General features: G+C 72.9%; 24 protein-coding genes. 14 read left to right on the top strand and 10 right to left on the bottom strand.

The genetic code is table 11. The features are described from left to right. The first annotated feature begins 74 nt into the window (after window positions 1-74). From ACFV46_RS16355 to ACFV46_RS16330, 6 genes are all read left to right on the top strand, one after another. Window positions 75-2,348 carry a hypothetical protein gene (locus ACFV46_RS16355; RefSeq protein ID WP_385498638.1) on the top strand — a complete coding sequence of 758 codons (2,274 nt, stop codon included), beginning with the start codon at window positions 75-77 and terminating at the stop codon, window positions 2,346-2,348. A 12-nt stretch (window positions 2,349-2,360) separates the two neighbouring features. Continuing rightward, window positions 2,361-2,762: a DUF5955 family protein gene (locus ACFV46_RS16350; RefSeq protein WP_361934832.1), complete on the top strand. Its 402-nt coding sequence runs from the start codon at window positions 2,361-2,363 to the stop codon at window positions 2,760-2,762. A 128-nt stretch (window positions 2,763-2,890) separates the two neighbouring features. Beyond that, a complete protein-coding gene (locus ACFV46_RS16345; RefSeq protein ID WP_361934829.1) occupies window positions 2,891-3,490 on the top strand; it encodes a histidine phosphatase family protein in 600 nt (199 codons plus the stop codon). A gap of 70 nt (window positions 3,491-3,560) precedes the next feature. Next, on the top strand, window positions 3,561-4,187 hold the full coding sequence (locus ACFV46_RS16340) for a hypothetical protein (protein WP_385498637.1): 627 nt from the start codon (window positions 3,561-3,563) through the stop codon (window positions 4,185-4,187). Between the two features lie 50 nt (window positions 4,188-4,237). Next, window positions 4,238-4,660, top strand: a complete 423-nt coding sequence (locus tag ACFV46_RS16335; RefSeq protein WP_385498636.1) for an acyl-CoA thioesterase — start codon at window positions 4,238-4,240, stop codon at window positions 4,658-4,660. A 128-nt stretch (window positions 4,661-4,788) separates the two neighbouring features. Further along, window positions 4,789-5,241 carry a spore-associated protein gene (locus ACFV46_RS16330; protein WP_361934821.1) on the top strand — a complete coding sequence of 151 codons (453 nt, stop codon included), beginning with the start codon at window positions 4,789-4,791 and terminating at the stop codon, window positions 5,239-5,241. 75 nt (window positions 5,242-5,316) lie between these two features. On the opposite strand, the gene ACFV46_RS16325 is transcribed toward ACFV46_RS16330, so the two are convergent. The 7 genes from ACFV46_RS16325 to ACFV46_RS16295 form a co-directional block, all read right to left on the bottom strand. Then, window positions 5,317-6,696, bottom strand: a complete 1,380-nt coding sequence (locus tag ACFV46_RS16325; RefSeq protein WP_361934818.1) for a nucleobase:cation symporter-2 family protein — start codon at window positions 6,694-6,696, stop codon at window positions 5,317-5,319. A gap of 216 nt (window positions 6,697-6,912) precedes the next feature. After that, window positions 6,913-8,292, bottom strand: coding sequence for an 8-oxoguanine deaminase (locus ACFV46_RS16320; protein ID WP_361934816.1), 1,380 nt, complete (start codon window positions 8,290-8,292; stop codon window positions 6,913-6,915). 121 nt (window positions 8,293-8,413) lie between these two features. Beyond that, window positions 8,414-9,355: a factor-independent urate hydroxylase gene (gene pucL / locus ACFV46_RS16315; RefSeq protein WP_361934813.1), complete on the bottom strand. Its 942-nt coding sequence runs from the start codon at window positions 9,353-9,355 to the stop codon at window positions 8,414-8,416. A 4-nt stretch (window positions 9,356-9,359) separates the two neighbouring features. Next, window positions 9,360-9,752 (bottom strand): hydroxyisourate hydrolase, encoded by a 393-nt coding sequence (gene uraH, locus ACFV46_RS16310; RefSeq protein ID WP_151786565.1) that lies wholly within the window; start codon window positions 9,750-9,752, stop codon window positions 9,360-9,362. Then, window positions 9,749-10,276 (bottom strand): 2-oxo-4-hydroxy-4-carboxy-5-ureidoimidazoline decarboxylase, encoded by a 528-nt coding sequence (gene uraD, locus ACFV46_RS16305; protein WP_385498634.1) that lies wholly within the window; start codon window positions 10,274-10,276, stop codon window positions 9,749-9,751. Before uraD ends, uraH begins: the two co-directional genes overlap by 4 nt. Window positions 10,277-10,399: 123 nt before the next feature. After that, complete coding sequence (locus ACFV46_RS16300; protein WP_361934807.1) at window positions 10,400-10,768, bottom strand: helix-turn-helix domain-containing protein; 369 nt, start codon at window positions 10,766-10,768, stop codon at window positions 10,400-10,402. After that, window positions 10,765-11,016 (bottom strand): hypothetical protein, encoded by a 252-nt coding sequence (locus ACFV46_RS16295; RefSeq protein WP_361934804.1) that lies wholly within the window; start codon window positions 11,014-11,016, stop codon window positions 10,765-10,767. The genes ACFV46_RS16300 and ACFV46_RS16295 overlap by 4 nt, the downstream gene beginning before the upstream one ends. Before the next feature lie 137 nt (window positions 11,017-11,153). Between ACFV46_RS16295 and ACFV46_RS16290 the strand changes: the two genes are divergently transcribed. From ACFV46_RS16290 to ACFV46_RS16280, 3 genes are all read left to right on the top strand, one after another. After that, entirely contained in the window at window positions 11,154-11,975 is an 822-nt protein-coding gene (locus ACFV46_RS16290) for a TIM barrel protein (protein ID WP_361934803.1), read from the top strand. Window positions 11,976-12,000: 25 nt separating this feature from the next. Beyond that, window positions 12,001-12,891: a 2-hydroxy-3-oxopropionate reductase gene (locus ACFV46_RS16285; protein ID WP_385498633.1), complete on the top strand. Its 891-nt coding sequence runs from the start codon at window positions 12,001-12,003 to the stop codon at window positions 12,889-12,891. A 507-nt stretch (window positions 12,892-13,398) separates the two neighbouring features. Then, window positions 13,399-13,641, top strand: coding sequence for a hypothetical protein (locus ACFV46_RS16280; RefSeq protein ID WP_361934798.1), 243 nt, complete (start codon window positions 13,399-13,401; stop codon window positions 13,639-13,641). Between the two features lie 258 nt (window positions 13,642-13,899). On the opposite strand, the gene gcl is transcribed toward ACFV46_RS16280, so the two are convergent. Continuing rightward, on the bottom strand, window positions 13,900-15,684 hold the full coding sequence (gene gcl, locus ACFV46_RS16275) for a glyoxylate carboligase (protein ID WP_385498632.1): 1,785 nt from the start codon (window positions 15,682-15,684) through the stop codon (window positions 13,900-13,902). A 226-nt stretch (window positions 15,685-15,910) separates the two neighbouring features. On the opposite strand from gcl, the gene ACFV46_RS16270 reads away from it, so the two are divergent. Together ACFV46_RS16270 and ACFV46_RS16265 are read left to right on the top strand one after the other, a co-directional pair. Beyond that, a complete protein-coding gene (locus ACFV46_RS16270) occupies window positions 15,911-16,588 on the top strand; it encodes a hypothetical protein (RefSeq protein ID WP_385498631.1) in 678 nt (225 codons plus the stop codon). Window positions 16,589-16,636: 48 nt separating this feature from the next. Next, complete coding sequence (locus ACFV46_RS16265) at window positions 16,637-17,140, top strand: GNAT family N-acetyltransferase (RefSeq protein WP_385498630.1); 504 nt, start codon at window positions 16,637-16,639, stop codon at window positions 17,138-17,140. Here ACFV46_RS16265 and ACFV46_RS16260 read toward each other — a convergent pair. Continuing rightward, window positions 17,137-18,720, bottom strand: a complete 1,584-nt coding sequence (locus ACFV46_RS16260; RefSeq protein ID WP_361934787.1) for an AMP-binding protein — start codon at window positions 18,718-18,720, stop codon at window positions 17,137-17,139. The genes ACFV46_RS16265 and ACFV46_RS16260 overlap by 4 nt on opposite strands. Beyond that, window positions 18,717-20,387 carry an AMP-binding protein gene (locus ACFV46_RS16255; RefSeq protein WP_385498629.1) on the bottom strand — a complete coding sequence of 557 codons (1,671 nt, stop codon included), beginning with the start codon at window positions 20,385-20,387 and terminating at the stop codon, window positions 18,717-18,719. The genes ACFV46_RS16260 and ACFV46_RS16255 overlap by 4 nt, the downstream gene beginning before the upstream one ends. A gap of 130 nt (window positions 20,388-20,517) precedes the next feature. Between ACFV46_RS16255 and ACFV46_RS16250 the strand changes: the two genes are divergently transcribed. The 3 genes from ACFV46_RS16250 (at window position 20,518) to ACFV46_RS16240 (ending at window position 25,489) form a co-directional block, all read left to right on the top strand. Beyond that, window positions 20,518-21,345, top strand: a complete 828-nt coding sequence (locus ACFV46_RS16250; protein ID WP_385498769.1) for a LuxR C-terminal-related transcriptional regulator — start codon at window positions 20,518-20,520, stop codon at window positions 21,343-21,345. Between the two features lie 235 nt (window positions 21,346-21,580). Continuing rightward, window positions 21,581-24,397 (top strand): AAA family ATPase, encoded by a 2,817-nt coding sequence (locus tag ACFV46_RS16245; RefSeq protein ID WP_385498628.1) that lies wholly within the window; start codon window positions 21,581-21,583, stop codon window positions 24,395-24,397. A 306-nt stretch (window positions 24,398-24,703) separates the two neighbouring features. Continuing rightward, entirely contained in the window at window positions 24,704-25,489 is a 786-nt protein-coding gene (locus ACFV46_RS16240) for a S1 family peptidase (protein ID WP_385498627.1), read from the top strand. Window positions 25,490-25,632: the final 143 nt, after the last annotated feature.

Genomic DNA, 25,632 nt, shown 5'->3' with positions numbered 1-25,632 from the left:
CGCGGTCGCGGGGAACGGGGATGCCATAGAGTGCCGCCACCGATCACGAAGTCCAGGGGATGGGGGACCCCGGAATGAGACCGCCCGGCTTACGCGGCCGTCCGCTTCTCCTCGTCGCGCTCCTCCTCGTCGTGGGCAGCCCGTGGGTGCAGCGACCGCTGAGCGAGTACTACTGGGATCTCTACCTGAGCAGCGGCTCCCCGCCCTGGCCGCTCGCCTCGGTCTTCATGCCCTCCTGGGGGTACTCCCCCGACGACTACGCGGGCGTCCGGTACCTGATCGCCCACGACCTCCACGCCCTGCTGCTGATCGCCGGGGTCGTCCTCGTCCCGGCGCTGCTGCCCGGCCGGTTCCCGGTGTGGTTGCGCCGCGTCGGGGGCGCCGTGCTGGTCTCGGGAATCCTGCAGGCGCTGATCTGGGCGCTGCCCGGGCTGTTCCGGCCCGAGCACTACCGGTTCGAGCAGTCCGCCGAGGCGCTGTGGCATTCGCTGCGCCAGGGGGTCCTCTTCGGTCTCGCGGCCGGCCTGCTGCTCACCCTGCTCGCGGCCGGGCCGTCCGCCACCCCGTTCCCTGGTGCCCGGCCGGCGCCGGCCCGTCCCAGGAGAGAGGGAGGAACCGGCATGACGACCGGTCCGGTCCACATGCCCGTCGGCAGCGCACCCGGTGACGTCACCCGCTATCTGTGCACGGCCGCCTACGTCGACGAGCAGTTCGCCGACCGGGTGGTGGAGGAGGTGCTGGCCGACGAGGCCGGCGCGGTGGCCCCCTCCCCCGACGTCGATCTGGTGCCCGTCGTCCGGCACTGCCTGACCGCGCGGGAGCTCCGGCAGCGCCGGGACCTTCGGCTCACCGGCGCGTTCGCCCTGGTCGCCGTGTTCGCCCCGCTGTGGGTGCTGTTCTCCCTGGTCCTGCTGTCGACGGCCCGGCGCACCGGCGGCCGCCCGAGCCTGGCCACCCGTGGCCACCACCAGCCCGAGAGCCGGGTGCTGATCGGCATCGGCGTCTCCGCCGCCGTCATGGTGCTCGTCGCCTTCTACGTCGGCCACGGCATCTCGGCGACCCCCGTGTCCGGGCTCGCGGCCTGGCTGCTCGGCGCGTACGGCGGCGGCGTGCCCGCGGTCCTCGCGTCGATCGCCGCCGTGGCGTTCGCGTGTGCCACGGTCGTACGTCACGACCTCGCCGTCGACGGGCTGCTGCGCACCACCATGACCCGCGAGGCCTTCCCCCGGCAGCCCCGCCCGACCGTGCCGCGCCACAAGTGGATCGCGGACCGGCTGACGGCGATCAGGGAGGCGCAGAGCGGCAACGTCACGGTCTACGGCGGGTACACGCCCTTCGTCGGCTACGCGGGCACCACCTCCAAGTGGTCGATCGCCGTGCCGCTGCTGCCCGCGGACGACGCCGGCGGGGTGAAGGCGCGCCCCGCGGTGCCGGAGCCCTTCACCGTCACCGACCTCGTCGACCACGTACGGGAGCGGCTGGGCACGGTCGCCGAGCGCGGCACCGAGGACGGCGCGGCCGACGACGGCGCGGACACGCTGCGGTCCCTGTACGTCGAGGACCGCGTCTTCGTGAGCGGTACCGCCATCGGGGACGACGAACGGTTCACCAGCGGCACCGGGCTCGCGCCGGTCGCCCGGCTGCCGGAGCCGGAGGTCCGCCGGATCATCGAGCGTCCGGCCGGCGCCGTCCGCCATCAGCTGGCCGTCCATGTGCCGCTGTGGGGCGGGGACGTGGTGCCCAGCGTGTTCCTGCACTTCTCCACCTCGGGCCGCACCCTGCATCTGCACTGCGACAACCACGTCCTCGGCCCCGTCCGGGCCGACTACCACGTCGTGGACCGGCTGCGCGGCAAGCCGGGTGACGACGCCCGGCGCGGTCTGCTGATCACCGCGCTGTCCCGCACCGGCCCGGCCTTCCTCGCCGCCCCGTTCCGCGCGGTCCGGTACGCCCGCTTCGAGACCCGGCACCACCGGCGCATGATGGACGAGCTGAAAGCCATGGAGCAGGACCCGGTGTTCGACTTCGGTGCCCGGGTGAGCGTGCGCGAGATGGCCCTCAGTCCCGACTACCACAACTACTTCCAGGTCGTGGACGCCGGACGGATCACCTCCCTGGTGGAGCGTCACACGTTGGCGGCACTGCGGGAGTTCCTCGACTCGCGGGGCTACGACATCACCGACTTCCGCGCCCAGCAGCAGACGATCCTCAACCAGGGCGTCATCCAGCAGGGCGGTACGAGCTTCGTCGGCAACCAGGCGGTCGGGGCGGGCGCCAGCGCCATCCAGACCGTCCCGCGGCAGACCGGTCCGGCCGCCGTCGGCGGCACCGGCGGTTCCGAGAAATAGGAGGGCGACGGCATGCGTCACGAGGACGGACCCCAGGACCCGCCCGTCAACAACGGCATCGTCATCAGCGGCGGCACCCACTACGTGGGCAACCAGGCCGTCGGGCACCGGGCGCAGGCGTTCTCCGGTTCGGTGTCCTTCCCGGCCCAGGACCCCGAGCAGACCGCCCGTACGGCCGAACTGCTCGCCCAGGTCGAGCGGTTGCTCCGGGAACACCGGGAGGCGCTGGCCGACCCCGACGCCACCGACCGGGAACTACGGCGGCTGCGCGAGGAGTTGGAGGAGGAGGCACCGGAGCCGTCGGTGCTGCGGCGCGCCCTGGACCGGCTCACCGCGTTCGTCGAGCCGGTGGCGCCGCTCGTCACGGCGGTCGGGCGGCTCGCGGAGTCGGTGCAGGCCCTGCCCGGGCCCTGAGCCTCGCCGGTCCCGCACCGCGTTCCGCCGCCCGTCCCGGCGCCCTGACGACCGTCCGGCCCAGCCCGCTCTGCGTCCCCCGGCCGCCGTATGGCAGGGTGCAGGCAGGCGAGCGGGAAGGGTGCGCGGTGGGTGAGGTCTTTCTGGTCCGGCACGGCGAGACCGAGTGGTCGCGGTCCGGGCGGCACACCGGCTCGACGGACGTGCCGCTGACCGAGCACGGCCGTGAGGAGGCCCGGCGGCTGGTCCCCCTGGTCCGCTCGCACCGGATCGGGGCCGCGTTCGCCAGTCCGGCGCAGCGCGCCCGGGAGACGGCCGAGCTGATCGGGCTGCGGGACGTGCGCGTCGACGTCGATCTGCGCGAATGGGACTACGGCGGCTACGAGGGCGTGACGACCGTCGAGATCCAGCGGGAGCGGCCCGGCTGGTTCCTGTTCACGGACGGGGTCGCGCCGGGCCCGCCGGACCACCCCGGTGAGAGCCCGGAGGAGGTCGGCGAGCGCGCCGACCGGATGCTCGGCAAGGTCGACGCGGCGCTCGCCAACACGGAGGGCTGTGTGGTCCTCGTGGCGCACGGGCACTTCCTGCGGGTGCTCACCGCCCGCTATCTCGGTCTGCCGCCCGGCGACGGGGCGCTGTTCCAGCTGGCCACCGGGTCGCTGTGCCGGCTCGGCACCGAGCACGGCCGCCCGGTGATCACCGGCTGGAATGTCAGACCCGGGTCGTAGCCTTCCGGCGAAGGGGTGCGGCGTCCCGCGCGGGCGGGTGCCGTGCCGGACCCCCGGGGAGGAGCACGCCGTGACGCGACCACCGACCGCCGCCCAGCGGCGCCTCATCGACGCCGCCGACCCCGTCACGGGGCGGCTCAGGGGCACCCCGGCCCAGCTCGCGGCGCTGGTGGGGCGGGGCCTGGCCTTCCGGCACCCGCGTCCGCCGCACGACCACTTCCTGACCCCGGCGGGACACCGGCTGCGGGGACCGGAGCCGGCGGAGGCGGAGCGTACGGATGCTCCCGAGGCGGGGCGGGTGTTCGCCGCGCGGATCGGCGGGGAGGAGCGGCCGCTGGGCGGGCCCGCCCGCGCCCGTGAGGTGCACAGCGCCTGGCAGGGCCTGCTGGAGCTGCGCCGGATGACCAACCCGGACGGGGCCCTGGACCGGCCGTGCGCCTGGGAGCGCGGCCATCTGGTGCAGGCCGCCGCGCTGGCCCTGGAGGCCGCCGGGCACCGGCCCGCCGAGGGGGACGACGAGGAGGGCTACCGGGTGCGGGCCACGCCCCAGCCGGACGCGGTCGCGGTGCGCGAGCCGGACGGCGCGCGGCTGCGGGCCTGCGCGGCCACACTGGAAGGGGCGGGCTGGCAGGTCGGGGAGCACACCGAGCCACGCACCCGGGCGCGCTATCTGCTGGCGTCCCCCCGCAGGGCGTGAGCGGCGTGCCAGGATCGCTGCATCAGGCATCGACCGTCGAAGGGGCAGCAGTGAGCGAGCCGTTCTCCGTCCGGATCACCGTCCGCGGATACGAGACCGACGTGCAGGGGCACGTCAACCAGAGCGTGTACATCAACTACGCCGAGCACGCCCGCTGGTCGCTGCTCCAGGCCGCCGGGATCACCCAAGCCGGGCTGATGGCGAAGGGGGTGGGGCCGGTCGCCCTGGAGACGACCATCCGCTACCGGCGCGAGCTGCTGGCCGGTGACGAGGTCGACGTGACGTGCGTCTTCGAGTGGACCGGCGGCAAGACCTTCCGCATCCGGCAGGACATGGTGAAGACGGACGGCACGGTCGCCGCCGAACTCGTCGCCGTCGGCGGCCTGCTGGACCTCAAGGAGCGCCGGATGGTCGCCGACCCGCAGGACTACTTCAAGGAACTGGCCACGGACCCGGGCCTGTTCGGGATCTGACGGCGCCCGGTCGGCACCCCGCCGAGAAGATGCGTCGACACGGCATCGGATTCGAGCACAACCATTCGCATACCCCGCGGGTCACACCATGCAGGAGCAACCAACTCCAAGGGACACCAGGGGGAAATATGCGATACGCACGTTCTGTCCTGTCCACCGTGGCGCTCGCGGCGCTGACCGTCGGCGGCACCGCCGCCCTCACGGCCCCCGCCTCCGCGGCACCCAACACCACCCCGCAGAAGGTCTGCGGCAGCGGCTACAAGACGGTGAACTCGGCGCCCGTGGGCTCGCTCGGCACCGTGTACCTGACGTACAACGCCACCAACGGCAAGAACTGTGTGGCGACCATCCGCAACACCCCGGGCACCGCCCAGGACATGTCGGCGTGGATCTACGTCAACGGCACCGACGAGTACGACGAGGACTACGGGCGCTACACCTCGTACGCCGGACCCACCTATGTCTACGGCAAGGGCTACTGCGTGGACTGGGGCGGTCAGATCAAGAACGTGTACGTCCAGGTGACCGGCTCCAACTGCGGTTCCCTGATGAAGGAGAACCGGGTGACCTTCACCCGCTGATCCGGCACCCGCACGGCCGCGCGCCCCGTCAGGACTCCTCATGTCCTGCCGGGGCGCGCGGTGTTCCGCCGGGGCTCAGGAGCGCGCCGGCGCCCCGGTGAGCTCCTTGCCCGTCTCCATCGGATGGGTCACGTCCTCGGCGTCACGGCCGCGGCGGCCCAGGTGGTTGAAGACCAGGTTCAGCAGCACGGCGGCCACACAGCCGGTCGAGATGCCCGAGTCGAGGACGATCCGCGCGGTCACCGGGAAGGCGTGGTAGAACTCCGGCGCGGTGATCGGGATGATGCCGACGGCGAGCGAGACCGCGACGATCAGGACGTTGTTGTCCTTCTCCAGCCCGGCCCGGACCAGGGTCTGGATACCGCTCGCGGCCACCGACCCGAAGAGGACGACGCCCGCGCCGCCGAGCACCGGGCGGGGCACGACCGCGATCAGCGAGGCCGCCATCGGGCACAGCCCCATCAGCACCAGGAAGCCGCCGCCGGCCGCGACGACGTACCGGCTGCGGATCCGCGTCATGGCGACCAGCCCGATGTTCTGGGCGAAGGCACTGCACATGAACCCGTTGAAGAGCGGGCTGAGCGCGGAGCCGAGGGTGTCGGCGCGCAGCCCCGCCGCGATGGTCCGCTCGTCGGCCGGACGGTCGACGATCTCGCCCAGCGCCAGCATGTCGGCGGTCGACTCGGTCATCGACACCACCATGACCACGCACATCGAGAGGATCGCGGCGAGCTGGAACTGCGGTGCCCCGAAGTGGAACGGCGTCGGGAAGCCGACGACGTCCGCGTCCGCGACGGGAGCGAAGTCGGTGACACCGAACGGGATCGCGACCAGGGTGCCGGCGACCAGGCCGAGCAGGACGGCGATCTGTTTGACGAAGCCGGTGGTGAAGCGGCGCAGCAGCAGCACGATGAGCAGGGTGCCGCCGGCGAGGCCGAGGTTCGTGGCCGAGCCGTAGTCGTGGGCGGCCGGGTCGGGCCCCTGCGCCCAGCCGAAGGCCACCGGCAGGAGCGAGATCCCGATGAGGGTGATCACGGTGCCGGTGACGACGGGCGGAAAGAAGCGGACCGCCTTGCAGAAGACGGGGGCGGCGAGGAAGCCGAGGAGCCCGGCGACGATGACGGCACCGAAGATGATCGGCAGCGCGTCGCTCTTGTCGCCGGTGGAGGCGACGATCGCGGTCATCGGGGCGACACCGGCGAAGGTGACGCCGTTGACGAAGGGCAGCCGGGCGCCGATCTTCCACACGCCGAGCGTCTGGAGGAAGGTGGCGAGGCCCGCGGTGAACAGGCAGGCGCCGGTCAGGAAGGTCAGGTCGGTGGCGGAGAGGCCGATGGCCGCGCCGACGATCAGGGGTGGGGCGACGACGCCCGCGTACATGGCGGCCACGTGCTGGAGGCCGGTCGTCGCCATCTTGAGCGCGGGGAGTTTCTCGTCAACGGGGTGGTCGGCCACGGCGGCTTCCCTCCGGTCGGTTACACGGCCGCGCGGAACGGCTGCCGTGGGTGTCAGGGAGGTGGTGCATGGTCGTGCGGGACCAGGGGGACGGTGGACCGGGCCGGGGCGCGCGTGCGCGCGCCCCGGCGACGGCCGCCCCGGGACCCGAAGGGTCCGGAGCCGACCGGCCGGGAGCCGTCCCTCCCGGCCGGAGTTCATGAGCCCGAGGGCGCGCTACCCGGCGGCGGCGATGTCGGCGAGCCGGCGCGCCTCGTCCCGTGTGGAGCGGGCGATGGCGTCCTCGTCGGCGGTGAGCAGCCGTCCGTGCTCGACGATCTGGCGGCCGTTCACGAAGGACGCGGTGACGGGGGCCGCCGCGCCGAACACGAGCGCGGTGACCGGGTCGGCGATGGAGGCGTGGGCGAGGGTGTCCATCCGCCACAGCACGAGGTCGGCGAGCTTGCCGGGTTCGAGGGAGCCGATCTCGGCCGCCCGGCCGAGCACCTGGGCTCCGCCGTACGTCCCGAGGCGCAGGGCCTGGCGGGCGGTGAGGGCGGACTCGCGGTGGGCGCCGAGGCGGTTGATGAGCAGGGCGTTGCGCAGTTCGGTGTGCAGTTCGCCGGACTCGTTGGAGGCGGTGCCGTCGACGCCGAGGCCGACCGGGACGCCGGCGGCCAGCATGTCGGGGACGCGGGCGATCCCGGCGGCGAGGCGGGCGTTGGAGGACGGGCAGTGCGCGACGCCGGTCCTCGTGCGGGCGAAGGCGGCGATGTCGGAGTCGTTCATGTGGACGCAGTGCGCCATCCACACGTCCTCGCCGAGCCAGCCGGTGGACTCGAAGTAGTCGGTCGGGCCCATGCCGAACAGCTCGTGGCAGAACTTCTCCTCCTCCACGGTCTCCGAGCCGTGGGTGTGCATGCGCACCCCGAGGCGCCGGGCGAGTTCGGCGCCCTGGCGGAGCAGCTCGGTGGAGATGGAGAACGGGGAGCAGGGGGCGACGGCGACCTGCGTCATCGCCTCGAAGGAGGTGTCGTGGTACTGCTTCACCGTCTCCTCGGTCGCGGCCAGCGCGCCCTCGAGGGTCTCGACGGCGAAGTCCGGGGGCAGTCCGCCGTCCTTCTCGCTGCGGTCCATGGAGCCGCGGGCGAGGGTGAAGCGCACCCCCATGTCGCGGGCGGCGCCGATGATCGCGCCGGACAGGTCGCCGGAGCCCTTCGGGTAGACGTAGTGGTGGTCCATGGCGGTGGTGACACCGCCACGGGCCATCATCGCCAGGGAGCCCTGCGCGGCGGCCCGGACCATCCGCTCGTCGATGCGCGCCCAGGTCGGGTAGAGGGCGACGAGCCAGTCGAAGAGGTTGTGGTCGGTGGCCAGGCCCCGGGTGATCCACTGGTAGAAGTGGTGGTGGGTGTTGACCAGGCCGGGGGTGACGAGGTGCCCGGTGGCGTCGATGCGGCGGACGACGTTCTCCAGGCCCTCGGGGGCGCGGCCGGCGCCGAGGGACTCGATGCGGTGGCCGGCCAGGACGATGTGTCCGGTGGCGTACTCGGTGTCGTGCGCGTCGACGGTCGCGATCGAACAGTTCTCGATGACGATGCGCTGGGCTGCTGCCATGGTGCGTCCTTTGCGCTGCTGGGGAGAGGGCACGGCAGGACCCCGGGAGTTTGAGTGCCGCGGCCGGCGGGTCCGGGAGGCCCGGCCCGCCGCCCGCGGGTGCCGAAGTTCGTGCGTGGGTCTACAGGTTGGTGAGGTCCGCGGGGATGCGGGCCTCGCTGCCGTCCCGCAGGACGGTGGCCTCGATCAGGCCGTAGGGGCGGTCGGCGGCGAAGTACACGGCCCCGTCCGGGGTGTCGTTCTTCAGCCCGAACGGCTCCAGGTCCACCAGGAAGTGGTGCTTGTTCGGCAGGGAGAAGCGGACCTCGTCGATCTCGGCGCGGTTCTCGATGATGCGGGCGCCCATCTCGTACAGGGTCTGCTGCAGGGAGAGCGAGTAGGTCTCGGCGAAGGCCCGGAGCATGTGCTGCTTCGTCTGCTCGTAGGACTCGTCCCAGTCGGGCGCGGGCTGCTCGCCGTCGGTCCAGTTGAACCGCCAGCGGGCGGAGACCTCGGTGGCCAGCATGCGGTCGTGGGTCTCGGGGAGCGTCGTGTACTTGTCCTTGACGTAGCCCCAGAATTCGGAGTTCGTCGAGTTCAGCACGGTGAGGTCCTTCAGTCCGGAGACGACCTCCCAGCTCTCGCCGTCGAAGGTGATCTGGGTGAGGCGGGTCTCCTGGCCCCGGCGGACGAAGGAGTGCTTGATCTCCTCGCCGTCGGCTCCGGTGCCCTCGATCCGCTCCCAGGCGTACTCCTCGACGCGGATGCGCGCCCGGTGGATGGGCGCCTGGCTGGTGACGAAGTGCCGGGCGAGGTGGATGCCGAACTGCTCGGCGGACTCGATGCCGTGCTCCTTGGCGAACGCGAACACCGTGTTCTTGGTGGTGTCGGTCGGCAGGACGTTGGCGTTGGAGCCGGAGTAGTGGACGTCGTCCATGTCGCCGGACAGCGCGACGGAGACGTTCAGGTCCTTGATGTGGTGGGTGGTGCCCTCCCGCGTGATCCTGACGACTCGGTTCTCGGCCTTGCCGTACTGGTTCTGTCCCAGAAGCACAGGGCGGGCAGGGCTGGAATGGGCGGTCATGTAGCTAGCTCCCTCGGTATACGGAGTAGCCGAACGGGTTGAGCAGCAGCGGTACGTGATAGTGCTCCCCGGGCGTCACGGCGAAGGTGATCGCCACCTCGGGGAAGAACACGGCACCGCTGTCCCGATTCGCGGGGGCGTCCTGCTGCGCATCGGCTTGCTTCTTCTCGAAGTACGGCTCGACGGCGAAGTCGAGCCGGACGTGGGTGGTGCCCTCCGGCGGGGCCGGGAGGTCCTTGCACCGCCCGTCCGCGTCGGTCGCGGAGCCGCCGAGCTCCCGCCAGTCCGCGTCCCGGCCCGCGCGGGCGGAGAGGCGGACGGCGACGCCCTCGGCGGGCCGGCCGGCGCTGGTGTCCAGGATGTGCGTGGACACGGAGGCGGTGGTGCTGGTGCTCATGGTCGGGGTCCTTGTCGGTCGTCGTCGACGAGCCGGGCGAGCCGGATACGGTTGATCTTTCCCAGCTCGACGCGGACGATCTCGCGTTCCCGCTCGGGCGCGTTGCCGATCCGCTCCTTGACCGCGTCGCGCATCTGCTCGCCGGTCCGGCCGGTGGCGCAGACGAGGAAGACATGGCCGAACTTCTCCTGGTAGGCCAGGTTGAGTTCGAGCATCTCCGCCTTGAGCTCGTCGGACGCGCCGGCCATGCCGCGCTGCTCGCGGGCCGAGGCCGGGTCGCCCGGCCGGGGGCGGCCGATCGGCGGGTGGCCGGCCATGGCCTCGGCGAGGTCGTCGGCGGTCAGCCCGGCCATGGCGGCGTCGCCGGCCCGGTAGAGCTCGTCGGGGGTGGCGTAGGGGCGGGCGGCGAGCAGCCGCCGCACCCAGGCGGTGGAGGCGCACACCTCGTGGAGCGCGGCGTGGGCCGCCTGCTCCTCCAGGGCGTTGAACCGGGCCAGGCCCGGGGGCGTGGAATTCGGCGTCACGGGAGCCTCCGTGGCCGCGAACGGCCTTCGTGCTGAACGGGCGTGGCGTTAGCTAACGCCTTGCGGCGACAGCGCGTCAACACTTTGTTGAAAATTCCCGGTAACGAAACCGGGGAGCCCGCGTCAGGGGTTCTTGTCCCGGTTCAGGTAGTTGTAGACCGTGAAGCGGCTGACCCCGAGCGCGCTCGCGACGGTCTCCACGCCGTGCCGTACGGAGAAGGCGCCGCGCGCCTCCAGGGTGCGCACGACCTCCTGCTTGGCCTTGCGGTCCAGGTCGGCCAGGGGCTTGCCCATCCGGCGCTCCATGGCGGCCAGGATGTGGTCGAGGGAATCGGCGAGCTGGGGCAGCCGTACGGCGACGGCGTCGGCGCCCCGCCAGGAGAGCACGACGTCCTCGGGGCCGGCCTCGTCGGGCGGCAGCAGTTCACCGCCCATGGCGTCGACCAGCGGTTTGACGGCCGCGATGAAGGCGTCGTCCCCCTCGCCGGTCACGCCCCGCCCTCCTCGAGGACGTTGACCTGGAGCGAGATGCGGGTGGCGCCCGCGTCGAGGCTCTTGCGCAGCAGGGCGTCCACGGCGGCGAGCACCGCGTCCGAGCCGCCCTCCGCCGTGTTGCCGAACGGGCCGACGTCCACCGCATCGAGGTCGGCCGCCTCGATGACCTCACGGGCGGCCACGGCGTGCGCGGGTGCCTCGTCGAGGTCGAAGGGCTCGGTCGTGAACTCCACTCTCAATCGCACGCGCACAACCTAACGCGCGCCGCCGTCATCCGCCGAGCCCTCTTGACAACCTCCGACACCCGACGGCAGTCTTCCAATAAGCAGAAACAAACTTCCGTCATACGGAATATTGACCACGGAAGGGAGCGCCGGCCCCGATGGGATTCGCAGAGCAGCGCTTCAACGTCAACCTGTCGATCCTCTTCACGGAACTCCCGCTCCTGGAGCGTCCCGCGGCCGCCGCCGCGGCCGGCTTCACCGCGGTCGAGCTGTGGTGGCCCTGGATCGACTCCCCCGCCCCCGGGCGGTCCGAGCTCGACGCCCTGCGGAAGGCGGTCGAGGACGCGGGCGTACGGCTCACCGGGCTGAACTTCTACGCCGGGCGGCTGCCCGGCCCCGATCGCGGCGCCCTGTCCGTGCCCGGCGAGGAGTCGGAGCGGTTCCGCGCCAACGTGGAGGTCGCGGCGGAGTTCGCCGGCTCCCTCGGCTGCGGGGCCCTCAACGCCCTGTACGGCAACCGCGTCGAGGGCGTGGACCCGGCCGAGCAGGACGCGCTCGCGCTGGAGAACCTGGTCCTCGCGGCCCGGGCGGCCGACCGGATCGGCGCGATCCTGCTGATCGAGGCCCTGAACGAGCCGGAGTCACCGCTCTACCCGCTGGTCAGCGCGCCCGCCGCGGTGGGCGTGGTGGACAAGGTGAACGCGGCGACCGGACTGGGCAACGCGAAGTTCCTCATGGACCTCTACCACCTGTCCATGAACGGCGAGGACCTGCCCGCGGTGATCGAGCGGTACGCGGCGAGGACCGGCCACGTCCAGATCGCCGACAACCCGGGCCGCGGCGCCCCGGGCACCGGCTCGCTCCCCCTCGAGGACCTCCTCGACCAGCTGCGGAAGGCGGGCTACGACGGCTGGGTCGGCCTCGAGTACAAGCCGGGCGACCGCCCGAGCGCCGAGGCCTTCGACTGGCTGCCCCGCTGACCCCGTTACCGAAAGGCACCCCATCATGAGCACCCTTCCCACGGTCGCCTGGATCGGCCTCGGCATCATGGGCTCCCCCATGTCCGAGAACCTGATCAAGGCGGGCTACCAGGTCACCGGCTACACGCTGGAGCAGGACAAGCTGGACCGGCTCGCCGCGGCGGGCGGCACCGCGGCCTCCTCGATCGCCGAGGCCGTGAAGGACGCCGACGTCGTGATCACCATGGTCCCGGCCTCCCCGCAGGTCGAGGCGATCGCGTACGGCCCCGACGGCATCCTGGAGAACGCGCGCTCCGGCGCGCTGCTGATCGACATGTCCTCGATCACCCCGCAGACCTCGATCGATCTCGCGAGGGCCGCCGCGGACAAGGGCATCCGGGTGCTGGACGCCCCGGTGTCCGGCGGCGAGGCCGGTGCGGTCGAGGCGGTCCTGTCGATCATGGTCGGTGGCGAGCAGGCGGACTTCGACGCCGCGAAGCCGCTCCTGGAGGCACTGGGCAGGACCATCGTGCTGTGCGGTCCGCACGGCTCGGGCCAGACCGTGAAGGCCGCCAACCAGCTGATCGTCGCCGTGAACATCCAGGCGTGCGCCGAGGCCGTGGTCTTCCTGGAGAAGTCCGGCGTGGACCTGAAGGCGGCCCTGGACGTCCTGAACGGCGGCCTGGCGGGCTCGACCGTGCTGACCCGGAAGAAGGACAACTTCCTGAACCGGGACTTCCAGCCGGGCTTCCGCATCGACCTGCACCACAAGGACATGGGCATCGTCACGGACGCCGCCCGCAGCGTCGGCGCGGCCCTGCCGGTCGGCGCCGTGGTCGCCCAGCTCGTGGCGTCCCTGCGCGCGCAGGGCGACGGAGGCCTGGACCACTCGGCCCTGCTGCGGGCCGTGGAGCGCCTGTCGGGCGCGTCCCACTGAGACCTCCGGGCGGTGCCGGCGCCGACACATGTCCTGTCGCGCCCAGGCACCGGCACCGCCCGGACACCCCGTCGGCCCCCGCCGGCGGACTTGTGAACGGCGTCCGGCTCCTGACGGGAGGTCATGAGCCGGGCGCACCGCCCGCGCCCCGTCGCCGGCCGGCCCGGATGAGGGGTGGCCGCCCGGAGGAGGGCGCGGGCCGCGTGTGGACCGCGGCGGCGAGCGAGCCAGTGCGGTGGTGAAGGTCCCGGCCGCCTCCTTCGACCTGAGGGGAGGCGGGCCAGGTTCCGTCGCTCCCGCCGCGGTCCCGGGCACGCACGGCGGGCACGCCCCAGAACGCCGTCCGGCGGCGCGAACGTACTGTCGCGCCCAGCCTCGCGCCGTCGGACGGCCACCACCGGACAGCCTCGCGGCGCCGGGTACGGGAACTCCCGTGCCCGGCGCCGCGCGCGTGCGCGGGTGTCCCGCCGGGGTGCGGATCCGCGCCGTTCGCAGCAGTCTGAAGGCATGACGGCACGACCGACCGAGCATCCGCACGTCGTGGTGCACCCGCCCGGGCTGGACGGCTCCCGGCGGGTCACCGAGGGCGACGAGACGCTGGGCATCGCCACGCACGTGGACGACGTCAGCGAGATCCTGCGGCTCGCCGACCACTACGTCACCGACGTGGCGGAGAGCGACTTCATCGACTGGCAGGGCGGCGGCCCCGACGACTGGCCGGGGCTGTCGGAGCACCACGAGGCGGGCTGACGGGGCGCGTACAGCCGGCGGCGTAGGGCCTCTACGTCATGCTCAAATCAACCTCTGAACTTCGTTCAAGGGGCTTGGACTGCCCCCCGGGAAGGGCAGATTGTCGTCACACGGGGCCCGCCGGCACGGGGGCAGCGGGTCCCGTGACACGGGGGTGGTACGGGGGAGCACATCCACGGGGGAGCACGAAGAGGGCGGTCCGGCTGTCGGCCGGACCGCCCTTCGCGGTCGGTGGGGCTGACGCGCCCCGGGTCCGGATCAGACCTTGAGCGGCCTGACCGCCGTCGGCGCGTGACCCGGCTCGGTCGCGATCTCCTCGAACTCCACGACAGCGCCGATGTCGTTGCTCGTCGACATCGAGATGTTGGTGACCCGCTCCAGGATCACCTCCACGACGACCGGCACCCGGTACTGCGCCGCCAGCTTCCCGGCCTGCTCGAAGGCCGATCCCAGCTCGGCCGGGTCGGTCACCCGGATCGCCTTGCAGCCGAGGCCCTCGGCGACCTTGACGTGGTCCACGCCGTAGACGCCGAGTTCCGGTGCGTTGACGTTCTCGAACTCCAGGTTGACCTGGAAGTCGATGTCGAAGGCCCGCTGCGCCTGGCGGATCAGGCCCAGATAGGCGTTGTTGACCAGCACATGGACGTACGGGATCTTGTGCTGCGCCCCGACGGCCAGCTCCTCGATCATGAACTGGAAGTCGTAGTCGCCGGACAGCGCGACGACCGGGGCGTCCGGGTCGGCCTTGGCGACGCCCAGCGCGGCCGGGACGGTCCAGCCGAGGGGGCCGGCCTGGCCGCAGTTGATCCAGTGCCGGGGGCGGTGGACGTGCAGCATCTGGGCGCCCGCGATCTGCGAGAGGCCGATCGTGGAGACGTACCGGGTCTCCGGGCCGAAGGCCCTGTTCATCTCCTCGTAGACGCGCTGCGGCTTGATCGGGATGTCGTCGAAGTGCGTACGCCGCTGGAGGGTGGCCCGGCGCTCCTGGGTGGAGGCGGCCCAGGCACGGCGGTCGGGCAGCCGGCCCTCGGCCTTCAGTTCCCTGGCCACCTCGACGAACAGCTCCAGGGCGGCCCTGGCGTCGGAGGCGATGCCGTAGTCCGGGGCGAAGATCCTGCCGATCTGGGTGGGCTCGACGTCGACGTGCACGAAGGTGCGGCCGGCCGTGTAGACGTCCAGCCGGCCGGTGTGGCGGTTGGCCCAGCGGTTGCCGATGCCGAGGACGAAGTCGGACTCCAGGAAGGTGGCGTTGCCGTAGCGGTGCGAGGTCTGCAGGCCCACCATGCCGGCGTTCAGCTCGTGGTCGTCGGGGAGCACGCCCCAGCCCATCAGGGTGGGGACGACCGGGGTGCCGGTCAACTCGGCGAACTCGACGAGGAGGTCGGCGGCGTCGGCGTTGACGACTCCGCCGCCCGCGACGATCAGCGGCCGCTCGGCGGCGTTCAGCATGCCGAGCGCCTTCTCGATCTGGGCGCGGGTCGCGGCGGGCTTGTAGACGGGCAGCGGCGCGTACGTCTCCGGGTCGAACTCGATCTCGGTGAGCTGGACGTCGATCGGCAGGTCGATGAGGACGGGGCCGGGACGGCCGGAGCGCATCAGATGGAAGGCCTGCTGGAAGACGCCGGGGACCTGCGCGGCCTCCAGGACCGTGACGGCCATCTTCGTGACCGGCCCCGCGATCGCGGCGATGTCGACGGCCTGGAAGTCCTCCTTGTGGATCACGGCGGTCGGCGCCTGGCCGGTGATGCACAGGATCGGGATGGAGTCGCCGGTCGCGGAGTAGAGACCGGTGATCATGTCGGTGCCGGCGGGGCCGGACGTGCCGATGCAGACGCCGATGTTGCCGGGGTGCGCGCGGGTGTAGCCCTCGGCCATGTGCGAGGCGCCCTCGACATGGCGAGCGAGGGTGTGGTGGATGCCACCGGACGCCTTGAGCGCCGCGTAGAAGGGGTTGATCGCCGCGCCGGGCACACCGAACGCGTCGCTGACGCCCTCGCGCTTGAGGATCTCGACTGCCGCGCGGGCAGCGGTCATACGAGCCATTGAGGTCTCCTGCTTCGGCCGTCGGATTCGCACTCCCGTCGCGCCCGCCGGTGAGCAAGTCCGTGATGAGTCGCATCCCGTCATGTTTTCCGTATGACGGAATCTACTTTCTACTATCTGGAAGCAATGTAGGTGGGGTGCCGGAGAGCGTCAAGAGGGGGACAAGCGGCCCCCGGCAGGAGGACGATGGGGCCGCCGTCCGATGCGAACCGTCCTGGAGCGGGCCATGTCCGAGAGCGTGCCGGTGCGCTGCCCGGCCTGCCGGAGCGAGCACCACTACGAGGCACCCGTCTATCCGTGCGCGTGCGGGGCTCCCCTCGCGCCCCCGCTCGACCCGGACGGGACCGCCACCCCCGTCACCCACCGGGCCTGGGACGACGAGTGGATCACCGTGGGCTGCTCCGCGTGCGGCCGCGAGAGCGAGTGGCCCCGCCCCGAACTGGGCTGCCCCTGCGGCACGGTCCTCCGGATCCCCCTGTCGAGCCCTTCCACGGCCGGGCCCCGGCGGTCCCCCGCACCCCGCCGCGCCTTCCAGCCGGTGACGATCCGCACCGCCCGGGACGCCGTCACCGCGGCGGCCGTCTACTTGCGCTGGCTCGGCTACCGGGACATCCGCCGCGCCGACCAGCGCCCCACCTCCGGCATCGGCCTCGCCGCGCACGGCCTCCTCGCCCAGGTCGACCCGACGGTGAACCCGGCCTCGCGGCGGGACGTGGAGTGCCTGTGGCTGACGGCGATGACGGAGTCGACGCACTGCGTCTACTTCTCCCTCGCCGGCTACACCCCGGACGCCCGCACCCGTGCCGACTCCCTGCACGTCCCCCTGTTCGTCCTCGACCTCACGGGCACCCCCCAGCCGGTCAACGGCCAGGCCGACGAACTGGACGCGACGGGGGCGGGGTGAGCCCGAAAACCGCTGGCGTCCCTGCCCGGCCGGGACGACACTCGCCCCATGCGCATCCGTCCCGTCCTGCCCGATGAGCTGAGTGTGCTTCAGGAGATCGAGCGGGCCGCCGGAGCCGTCTTCCGGGAGATCGGCATGGCGGAGATCGCCGACGACGAGCCGTTCCCGGTGGACGTGCTGGAGGGGTACCGGCGGGCCGGGCGGGCCTGGGTCGGCTGTGACGAGGGCGATCGGCCGGTGGGGTATCTGGTGGCCGAACCCGTCGACGGGCGGCTGCACGTCGAGCAGGTGTCCGTGCACCCCCGCGCCGCCCGCCGTGGTGTGGGCCGGGCCCTCCTCGCGTACGCCGGGGAACGCGCCCGGGAGGAGGGGCTGAGCGGGCTGACCCTGACCACGTTCACGCACGTGCCGTGGAACGCGCCCTACTACGAGCGGCTGGGGTTCCGTGTCGTGCCGGAGGACCGGCTCACCCCCGGGCTGCGGGCGATCCGCGCCCGGGAGGCGGAGCTCGGGCTCGACCGGTGGCCGCGTGTGTGTATGCGCCGGAGCTAGCCGGTCGCGTACCGGCGGCGCAGTTCCACCTTGCGCACCTTGCCGGACACCGTCATCGGGAACGCGTCGAGGAGGGTCAGGCGGCTCGGGATCTTGTAGTGCGCGAGCTGTCCGTCGCAGAAGGCGCGCAGTTCCTCCAGTGTCAGCGGATCGGCCGCGTCGCGTGGGATGACGCAGGCCAGCACCTCCTCGCCGTACCGCTCGTGCGGCACCCCGACCACCTGGACGTCGGCGATCTTGGGGTGGGCGTAGAGGAACTCCTCGATCTCGCGCGGGTAGATGTTCTCGCCGCCCCGGATGATCATGTCCTTGATCCGGCCGACGATCTCGACGTACCCGTCCTCGCGCATCACCGCCAGATCGCCGGTGTGCATCCAGCGGGCCCGGTCGATCGCCTCGGCGGTCTTCTCCGGCTCGTCCCAGTAACCGAGCATCACGCTGTAGCCCCGGGTGCACAGTTCGCCGGACGTGCCGCGCTCGACGGTGACGCCGGTCGCCGGGTCGACGATCTTCACCTCGATGTGCGGCAGGACGCGGCCGACGGTGCCGGTGCGGTGCTCCAGGTCGTCGTCCATACGGGTCTGCAGGGACACCGGGGAGGTCTCCGTCATGCCGTAGCAGATGGAGACCTGCTCCATGTGCATCTCCGCGACCACCCGCTTCATCACCTCCACCGGGCAGGGCGAGCCCGCCATGATGCCGGTGCGCAGGGTGGAGAGGTCGTAGCCGGCGAAGTCGGGGAGGTTCAGCTCGGCGATGAACATCGTCGGCACGCCGTAGAGCGAGGTGCACCGCTCCCGCTGCACGGCCTCCAGGGTGGCCCTCGGATCGAAGGACGGGGCCGGGACGACGATGCAGGCGCCGTGGGACGTGGCGGCCAGATTCCCCATCACCATGCCGAAGCAGTGATAGAAGGGGACCGGGACGCACACCCGGTCCTGCTCGGTGTACGCGATCGACTCCCCCACGAAATAGCCGTTGTTCAGGATGTTGTGGTGGGAGAGCGTGGCGCCCTTGGGGAAGCCGGTGGTGCCCGAGGTGTACTGGATGTTGATCGGGTCGTCGCAGGACAACTCCGGGAACGGGGCCGGGGTGCCGCGCGCGATCAGCGCGTCCCAGCTGGGATCGCCGATGTAGGCGGTCTCCCGCAGCGCCGGGCACCGGCCGCGCACCTCCTCGACCATCGCCCGGTAGTCGCTCGACTTGTGGCTGAGCGAGGCGAACAGCAGCGAGACGCCGGCCTGGTTGAGGACGTACTCCAACTCGTGCGTGCGGTAGGCGGGGTTGATGTTCACCATGACGGCGCCGACGCGGGCGGTGGCGTACTGGACCAGCACCCACTCCGGGCAGTTGACGGCCCAGATGCCCACCCGGTCGCCCTTGGCGACACCGCTCGCCAGCAGCGCGTACGCCAGCCGGTCGACGTCGGCGGCGAACTCCGTGTACGTCCAGCGCCGCCCGGACGCCACGTCGACCAGCGCCTCCCGGTCCGGCCAGGCGGCGACGGCCCGGTCCAGGTTCGCCCCGATCGTGTCGCCCAGCAGGGGCGTGTCCCCGGTGCCGTGGGTGTAGGAGTTCACCGGAAGTCCTCCTCGCGGTACTCGGCGTCCGACCCCGCGGCGGTGGCCTCGCGCAGTTCGATACGGCGGATCTTGCCGGACACGGTCTTGGGCAGCGGCCCGAACTCCAGTCGGCGCAGCCGCTTGTAGGGCGCCAGGGTCTGCCGGGAGTGCTCGAAGAGCACCTTGGCCGTGTCGGGTCCGGGCTCCCAGCCCTCCGCGAGCACGATGTACGCCTTGGGCACCGCGAGCCGCAGGGCGTCGGGCGCGGGCACGACGGCCGCCTCGGCGACGGCCTCGTGCTCCAGCAGGGCGCTCTCCAGCTCGAACGGGCTGATCTTGTAGTCGCTGGCCTTGAAGACGTCGTCGGAGCGGCCCACATAGGTGATGTAGCCGTCGGCGTCGCGGGAGCCGATGTCGCCGGTGCGGTAGTAGCCGCCCGCCATCGCCTCCGCCGTACGGTCCGGGTCGCCGTGGTAGCCCGTCATCACGCCGACCGGCCGGGCGGAGAGGTCCAGGGCGATCTCCCCCTCGTCGGCGCCGGGGGCGCCGGTGACCGGGTCGAGCAGTTCGACGCGGTAGCCGGGGCTGGGCCGGCCCATGGAGCCCGTCTTCAGGGGCTGGCCGGGGCTGTTGGAGACCTGCACGGCCGTCTCGGTCTGCCCGAAGCCGTCCCTGATGGTCACGCCCCAGGCGCGCCGCACCTGCTCGATGACCTCGGGGTTGAGCGGCTCGCCGGCGGCGACGACCTCGCGGGGCGGGGTGCGCAGCGCGCCCAGGTCGGCCTGGATGAGCATGCGCCACACCGTCGGCGGGGCGCAGAAGGTGGTGACGCCGACCCGGTCCATCTCGGCCATCAGCCGGGCGGCGTCGAAGCGCGTGTAGTTGTGGATGAAGACGGTCGCCTCGGCGTTCCACGGGGCGAACAGATTGGACCAGGCGTGCTTGGCCCAGCCGGGCGACGAGATGTTCAGGTGCACGTCCCCCGGCTTGAGGCCGATCCAGTACATGGTGGCCAGATGCCCGATCGGGTACGAGGTGTGGGTGTGCTCGACCAGTTTGGGGCGGGCGGTGGTGCCGGAGGTGAAGTAGAGCATCAGCGGGTCGTCGGCGCGGGTCGGCCCGTCGGGGGTGAAGGCGGCGGAGGCGTCGTAGGCGTCCTCGTACGCCAGCCAGCCCGCGGGTGCCCCGCCGACGGCGATCCGGGTGTAGTCGCCGGGCACGTCGTCGAACTTGCCGGTGTCCTCCGAGCGGACCAGGACGTGCCGGACGTGTCCGCGTTCCACGCGGTCGCGCAGGTCGGCCGGGCCGAGCAGCGGGGTGGCCGGGATGACGACGGCGCGCAGCTTCATGGCGGCGAGGGCGGTCTCCCACAGTTCGGCCTGGTTGCCGAGCGTGACGAGCACGCGGTCCCCGGCCCGTACGCCCTTCTCGCGCAGCCAGGTGGCGACGCGGGCGGAGCGTTCGGCCGTCTCGGCGAACGTCAGCCGTACCTCGCTGCCGTCCTCCTCCACGATGTGCAGCGCGATCCGGTCGTTCCCGGCCGCGATGGCGTCGAACCAGTCGAGCGCCCAGTTGAACCGCTCCGGCCGGGGCCAGGTGAAGCCCTCGTACGCCGTGGCGTAGTCCTCGCGGTGTTCGAGCAGGAAGTCCCGCGCCCCGCGGAACAGCTCCGTCCCCGTCTTCATACGTCCTCCTGGTTACCGGACCTTGCCGGGCGGCCCTCTGCCATCGTGTAATCCGTGACGTGGGTCTCACTACCCCCGAACGGGGGTGTGCGCTCGGGACGCGGCGGGTGAAGGGGCGAGCAGGGTGGCAGTGGAAGCGGCCGCGGCGGTGGAGATCGGGCGTGGGCTGGTGCGTCTGCGCCGCTCGACCGGGCTCCCGGTCGCCTTCGGTGGCCTGCTGGAGCCGGGCCGCCCGCGGGTGCGCATCAGCGAGCTGAACGGCACCGCCACGGACGCCCTGCGCCGGCTCGCGGTCGCCGCGGGCAACGGCCTCGGCGGCAAGGCCGTCGCGCTGGCCCGCCCCTGCGCGGTCACCGACTACTCGGCCTCCCGGCAGATCAGCCACGAGTACGACGCCGCCGTCGCCGCCGAGGGCCTGTGCGCGGTGGTGGCGGTCCCGGTGGTCGTGCGGCGCCGGGTGCGCGGTGTCCTGTACGGCGCCCTGCGCAACGCCCAGCCGCTGGGCGACCGTGTCCTGACGGCCGCGGTGGACGCGGCGCGGGACGTCGAGCAGGCCCTGGTGGTGCGGGACGAGGTGCAGGGGCTGCTGGAGGCGGCCCGGCCGGGGCCCGCCGCGCCGGACGAACGGGGTGCCGCCTGGGAGCAGGTCCGGGAGGCGCACGCGGCGCTGCGGGCGCTGGCGCCGCGTATCGGTGATCCGGCGCTGCGCGCGGAGTTTCTGGACGCGGCCGGCCTGCTGGCGGTGGGGGCGGACCCGCGGGCCGTGCGGCTGGCGCCGCGCGAGGTGGACGTGCTGGCGTGTGTGGCCGCGGGCGCCACGAACGCGGTGGCCGCCGGGCGGCTGGGCCTGCGCGCGGAGACGGTGAAGGGCTATCTGCGGTCGGCCATGCGCAAGCTGGGCGCCCACACGCGCGGGGAGGCCGTGGTGGCCGCGCGCCGGGCGGGGCTGCTGCCGTAGCCGTGGACACGGACCGGTGGGTGCGGCGGGCGGTCCCGGACGGGGGCGGCCCCGGTCCCGCACGGCGGGGCCGCACGGGGGTGGACGCGCCGCTCGGGACGGCTCACCATTCATTCATCGGTGCTGTGAATTTCTCTATGCGGTCCGGTTGTTATTCGCCTCACCTCCCCGCGGCTCCGAATTTCAAAGAACCGTTGCCTAATATTGGCCCGAACACGACACATGGAGGGGAGCGGTGACCGTGCCACGGGACTTCAAGGAGCCTGCCGGCTGCCGCTCCGACCAGGTCATCGGGCGGGCCGAACTGGTCACCTCGGCCCGCGAGCAGCTCGCGCGCGGCGGCAGCGTGCTGCTTCACGGTCCGGCCGGAATTGGCAAGTCGACGGTCCTGCGGGCTTTGGCCGCGGAATACGGCCACGAGGCACGAACCGTCTTGCGCTGCTCCCCCACCGAGTCCGAATCCCACCTTCCCTTCCTGGCCCTGGCCGACCTCCTCGGCCTCGTCCTCGACGAGGTGTCCGGACGGCTGCCCGCCGCCCAGCGCACCGCCCTGGAGGCGGCGCTCACCGGCCGCGGCGAGTCCACGCTCCAGCGGGACGGGCTGGCCCTGCGGCTCGCGGTCCTGTCCGCGCTGCGCGCCCTGGCCGACGCCGGGCCCGTGCTGATCGTCGCCGACGACGCCCAGTGGCTGGATCCGGCCAGCGCCGAACTCCTCGGCTTCGCGGCCCGCCGGCTCGGCGAGACCCCGGTGCGGATGCTGTGCGCGGTGCGCACCGAGGGCGAGGAGTACGACCAGATCCTGCGCGCCTCCCCGCCGGACACCCTGGCGATACGCCTGGGCCCGCTGTCCCGGTCCCAGCTCTCCGTCCTGCTCGACCGCCGCGGCTACACCGGTCTGCCGCGCTCCACCGTCCGTGACATCCACCGCACCAGCGGCGGGAACGCCCTCTTCGCGCTCGAACTGAGCCGGGCCCTCGCGGAGAACGCCACCCCGCCCCGCCCCGGCGAGCCCCTTCCGGTGCCCACCTCGCTGCGCGCCCTCGTCCTGAACCGGTTGGAGATGCTGTCGGAGGAGGCCCGCCGCACCCTCCTCGTGGCCAGCGCCGGCGCCCGCCCCACCGTGGCCCTGCTGCACGCGGCCGGGCGGGCCAACGCCGAGGCCGAGACGGCCCAGGCCGCCGCCCTCGGCCTGCTGGCGACCGAGCCGGAAGGGCCGGCCGTACGGTTCGCGCACCCCATGATCTCGGCCGCGCTGTACGCGGAGGCGCCCGCGCGGGAGCGCCGGGCCGTCCACGCCGCCCTGTCGACGGCCGCCTCCGACCCGATCGAACGCGCCCGGCACCTGGCCCTCGCCACCAGCGGCACCGACCCGCAGGTCGCCGCCCGGCTCGCGGAGGCCGCCGCGCTGGCCCGCGACCGGGGCGCCCCGTCGGTCGCCGCCCAGCTGTGCCTGCTCGCCGCCCGGCACACCCCGGCGGACGGCGACCCGAGTCCGGACGCGCTGCGGCTGAGGGCCACCGAGGACGCGATCACGGCGGGCGAGCTGGACCTCGCCCGGGACATCGCCCGCGAGGTGCTGTCCCGTACCTCGGTGCCCGCGGAGCGGGTGCGGGCCTGGATCGCGGTGATCGAGACCGCCGGCCACGCCATGTCGGAGGTCGACGCGATCTTCCCGCAGGCCCTGGCGGACGCCGGTGACGACCCGCGGCTGCTCGCCCTGGTCCACTACCAGCTGACCTGGCGGGCCGTGCTGGTCAAGGGCGACTTCGACGAGGCACGCGAGGAGGTCGCGTACGCCGCCGAGCTCGCGGCGCGGGCCGGCGACCGGTACACCGAGCTGATGGCGCTGGCGTTCCAGGCCCAGATCGAGACGCTGATGGGGCATCCGGACGCGCCCGCGACCATCAAGCGCGCCCTGGAGGAGCCGCAGGACCCGCGCGTGGCGTGCCACCACAACGGCGCCGGGTACTCGCGCTTCCGCTGGCTGATCATGAGCGATCAGCTGCCGGAGGCCAGGGCGGCCGTCACCGGGCTGCTGCGCGAGGTGCGCCGGCACGGGTGGGTGGAGAGCGAGGTGCACTTCCTGCGCGGAGTGGCCGAGACCGAACTGCACTCCGGTCAGTGCGGACGCGCCCTCGACCTGGCCCGCGAGAGCCTGCGGCTGGCCCGGGACACCGGGATCGGCGAGGTGGCGTCGGCGGTGCTGACGTCCCTCGCGGAGGCGGCGGGCGGGCAGGTGGACCGGGCGCTGACCCTGGCCCGGGAGGCCGTGGAGCACGCCGAGGAGGACGGCGACCAGATGTACGTCTCGCGTGCGCTGGCCGCCCTGGGGCACGCCGAGCTGGTGGCGGGCGACCTGCCGGCGGCGGTGCGGTCGCTGCGCCGGGTGCGGGAGGTCGAGCAGGGCCTCGGGATCACGGACCCCGCGCGCGGACGCTGGCACGGCGACCTCGCCGAGGCCCTGGTGGGCACCGGCGAGCTGGCGGAGGCACAGGACCTCATCGACGTCGCCCGGGGGCAGGCGCTGCGGCTGAACCGCGACAGCGTGCTGGGCGTGCTGGACCGGGCCGAGGCGGTGCTGCGCGCCGCGCGCGGCGACCGGGAGGGGGCGGTGGCGCGGCTGACGGCCGCTCAGGACCGGCTGGAAGCCCTCGGATACGGCCTGGAGGCGGCCCGCGCCGCCTTCGCGCTGGCCCTGCTGCGCCCCGAAGCGGGCCCGGCCGCCTACGAGGAGGCGGCCCGGCTGTTCCGCCGCTGCCGGGCGCTGCCGTGGCTGCGGAAGGTCGAGGCGGCCGCCGCGGAGCGCAGCGCGGCGGCGCTGCCCCCGCCCGAACCCGCGCCGGGCGGTCCGGCGGGCCTGGACGGGCTGGCCTCGATGGAGCGTCAGGTCGCGGGCCTGGTCATGGAGGGCGCCACGAACCGGGAGATCGCCGCGCGCCTGTTCATCAGCGTCAAGACCGTGGAGGCGACGCTGACCCGGGTGTACCGCAAGCTCGGCATCCGTTCCCGGGTCGACATCGTCCGCCTGGCGGCGGGGCGCCGGGCCCCGTGAGGCACGGGCCCGGCGCGTAGGCGCGTCGGGCCGCCCACCCGGCCCCGTGCGTCGTACGGCGCGGGTTCGCCGGTGTGTTCGGGTGGAGTTCACCCCATTGCGTCGGCGCGGCCCGGTTTACCCGGCACGACCGAGGGTTTTCCCTGCCCAACTCCCTTAGGGGCTTCCCTCATTGGGCAGGGGATCAGCCGGGACCTACCTTGTGGGTGTGCCGCTCGCCGGGCACACGGGGTCGGTCCCTCGGCCCCACCGAGACCAGTGCCCGCGCGAACCCCCCACCGGCCGTCCCCCCACCGAGGAGTCTCCTTGTCCGGGCTCACCCGTGCCAGAAGGACCGCCGTCGTCACGGCGGTCGCCGCCGCGGCGGCCGCTCTGCTCAGCGCGCCCACCGCCGAGGCCGCGTCCACCCGCATCGTCGGCGGGACCACGACCACGACGTCCGCGTACCCGTTCATGATGCAGATCACCGACGCCTCGCAGAACCAGTTCTGCGGCGGGACGCTGGTCTCCCCCACCAAGGTCGTCACGGCCGCCCACTGCATGGCCGGCGAGAGCCCCGGTGATGTCCGGGTCGTCGGCGGCCGCACCTATCTGAACGGCACCGACGGCACCGTCGCGAAGGTCAGCCGCATCTGGGTGCACCCCGGCTACACCATGGCCACCAAGGGTGACGACGTGGCCGTGCTGACCCTGTCGACGTCGATGCCGTACGCCACCGCCGCGTACGTCGGCTCCTCGGACACGGGGGTGTACGCGGCCGGCACCAGCGCCCGCATCCTCGGCTGGGGCACCACGTCGTCGGGCGGCAGTTCCTCCCACCAGTTGCGGACGGCCACCGTGCCCACGGTGTCCGACTCGAGTTGCGCCGGCTCGTACGGCCCGGACTACGTCGCCTCCGACATGGTCTGCGCCGGGAAGACGTCCGGCGGCGTCGACTCCTGCCAGGGCGACAGCGGCGGTCCCCTGCTCATCGGGGGCGCCCTGGCAGGGATCACGTCCTGGGGCGAGGGCTGCGCCCAGGCGGGGTACCCGGGTGTCTACACCCGGCTGACCACGTTCTCGGACGAGGTGACCGACCAGGTCCGGTCCTAGCCGGGAACCACAGACCAGGGGGCGGGGGCGGGGGGGACGGCGGCTGGGGCGCCTGCCCGGCCCCCGCAGACCCGGTCGGACACAGCTCCCCCCCGCGACGTGGGCGCCGGTGGTCGGGTAGTCCTGGGGAGGAGGGGGGCGTC

Source organism: Streptomyces sp. NPDC059852, from assembly GCF_042731455.1.
GTDB lineage: Bacteria > Actinomycetota > Actinomycetes > Streptomycetales > Streptomycetaceae > Streptomyces.
This window is presented reverse-complemented; position numbering and strand designations above follow the sequence as displayed.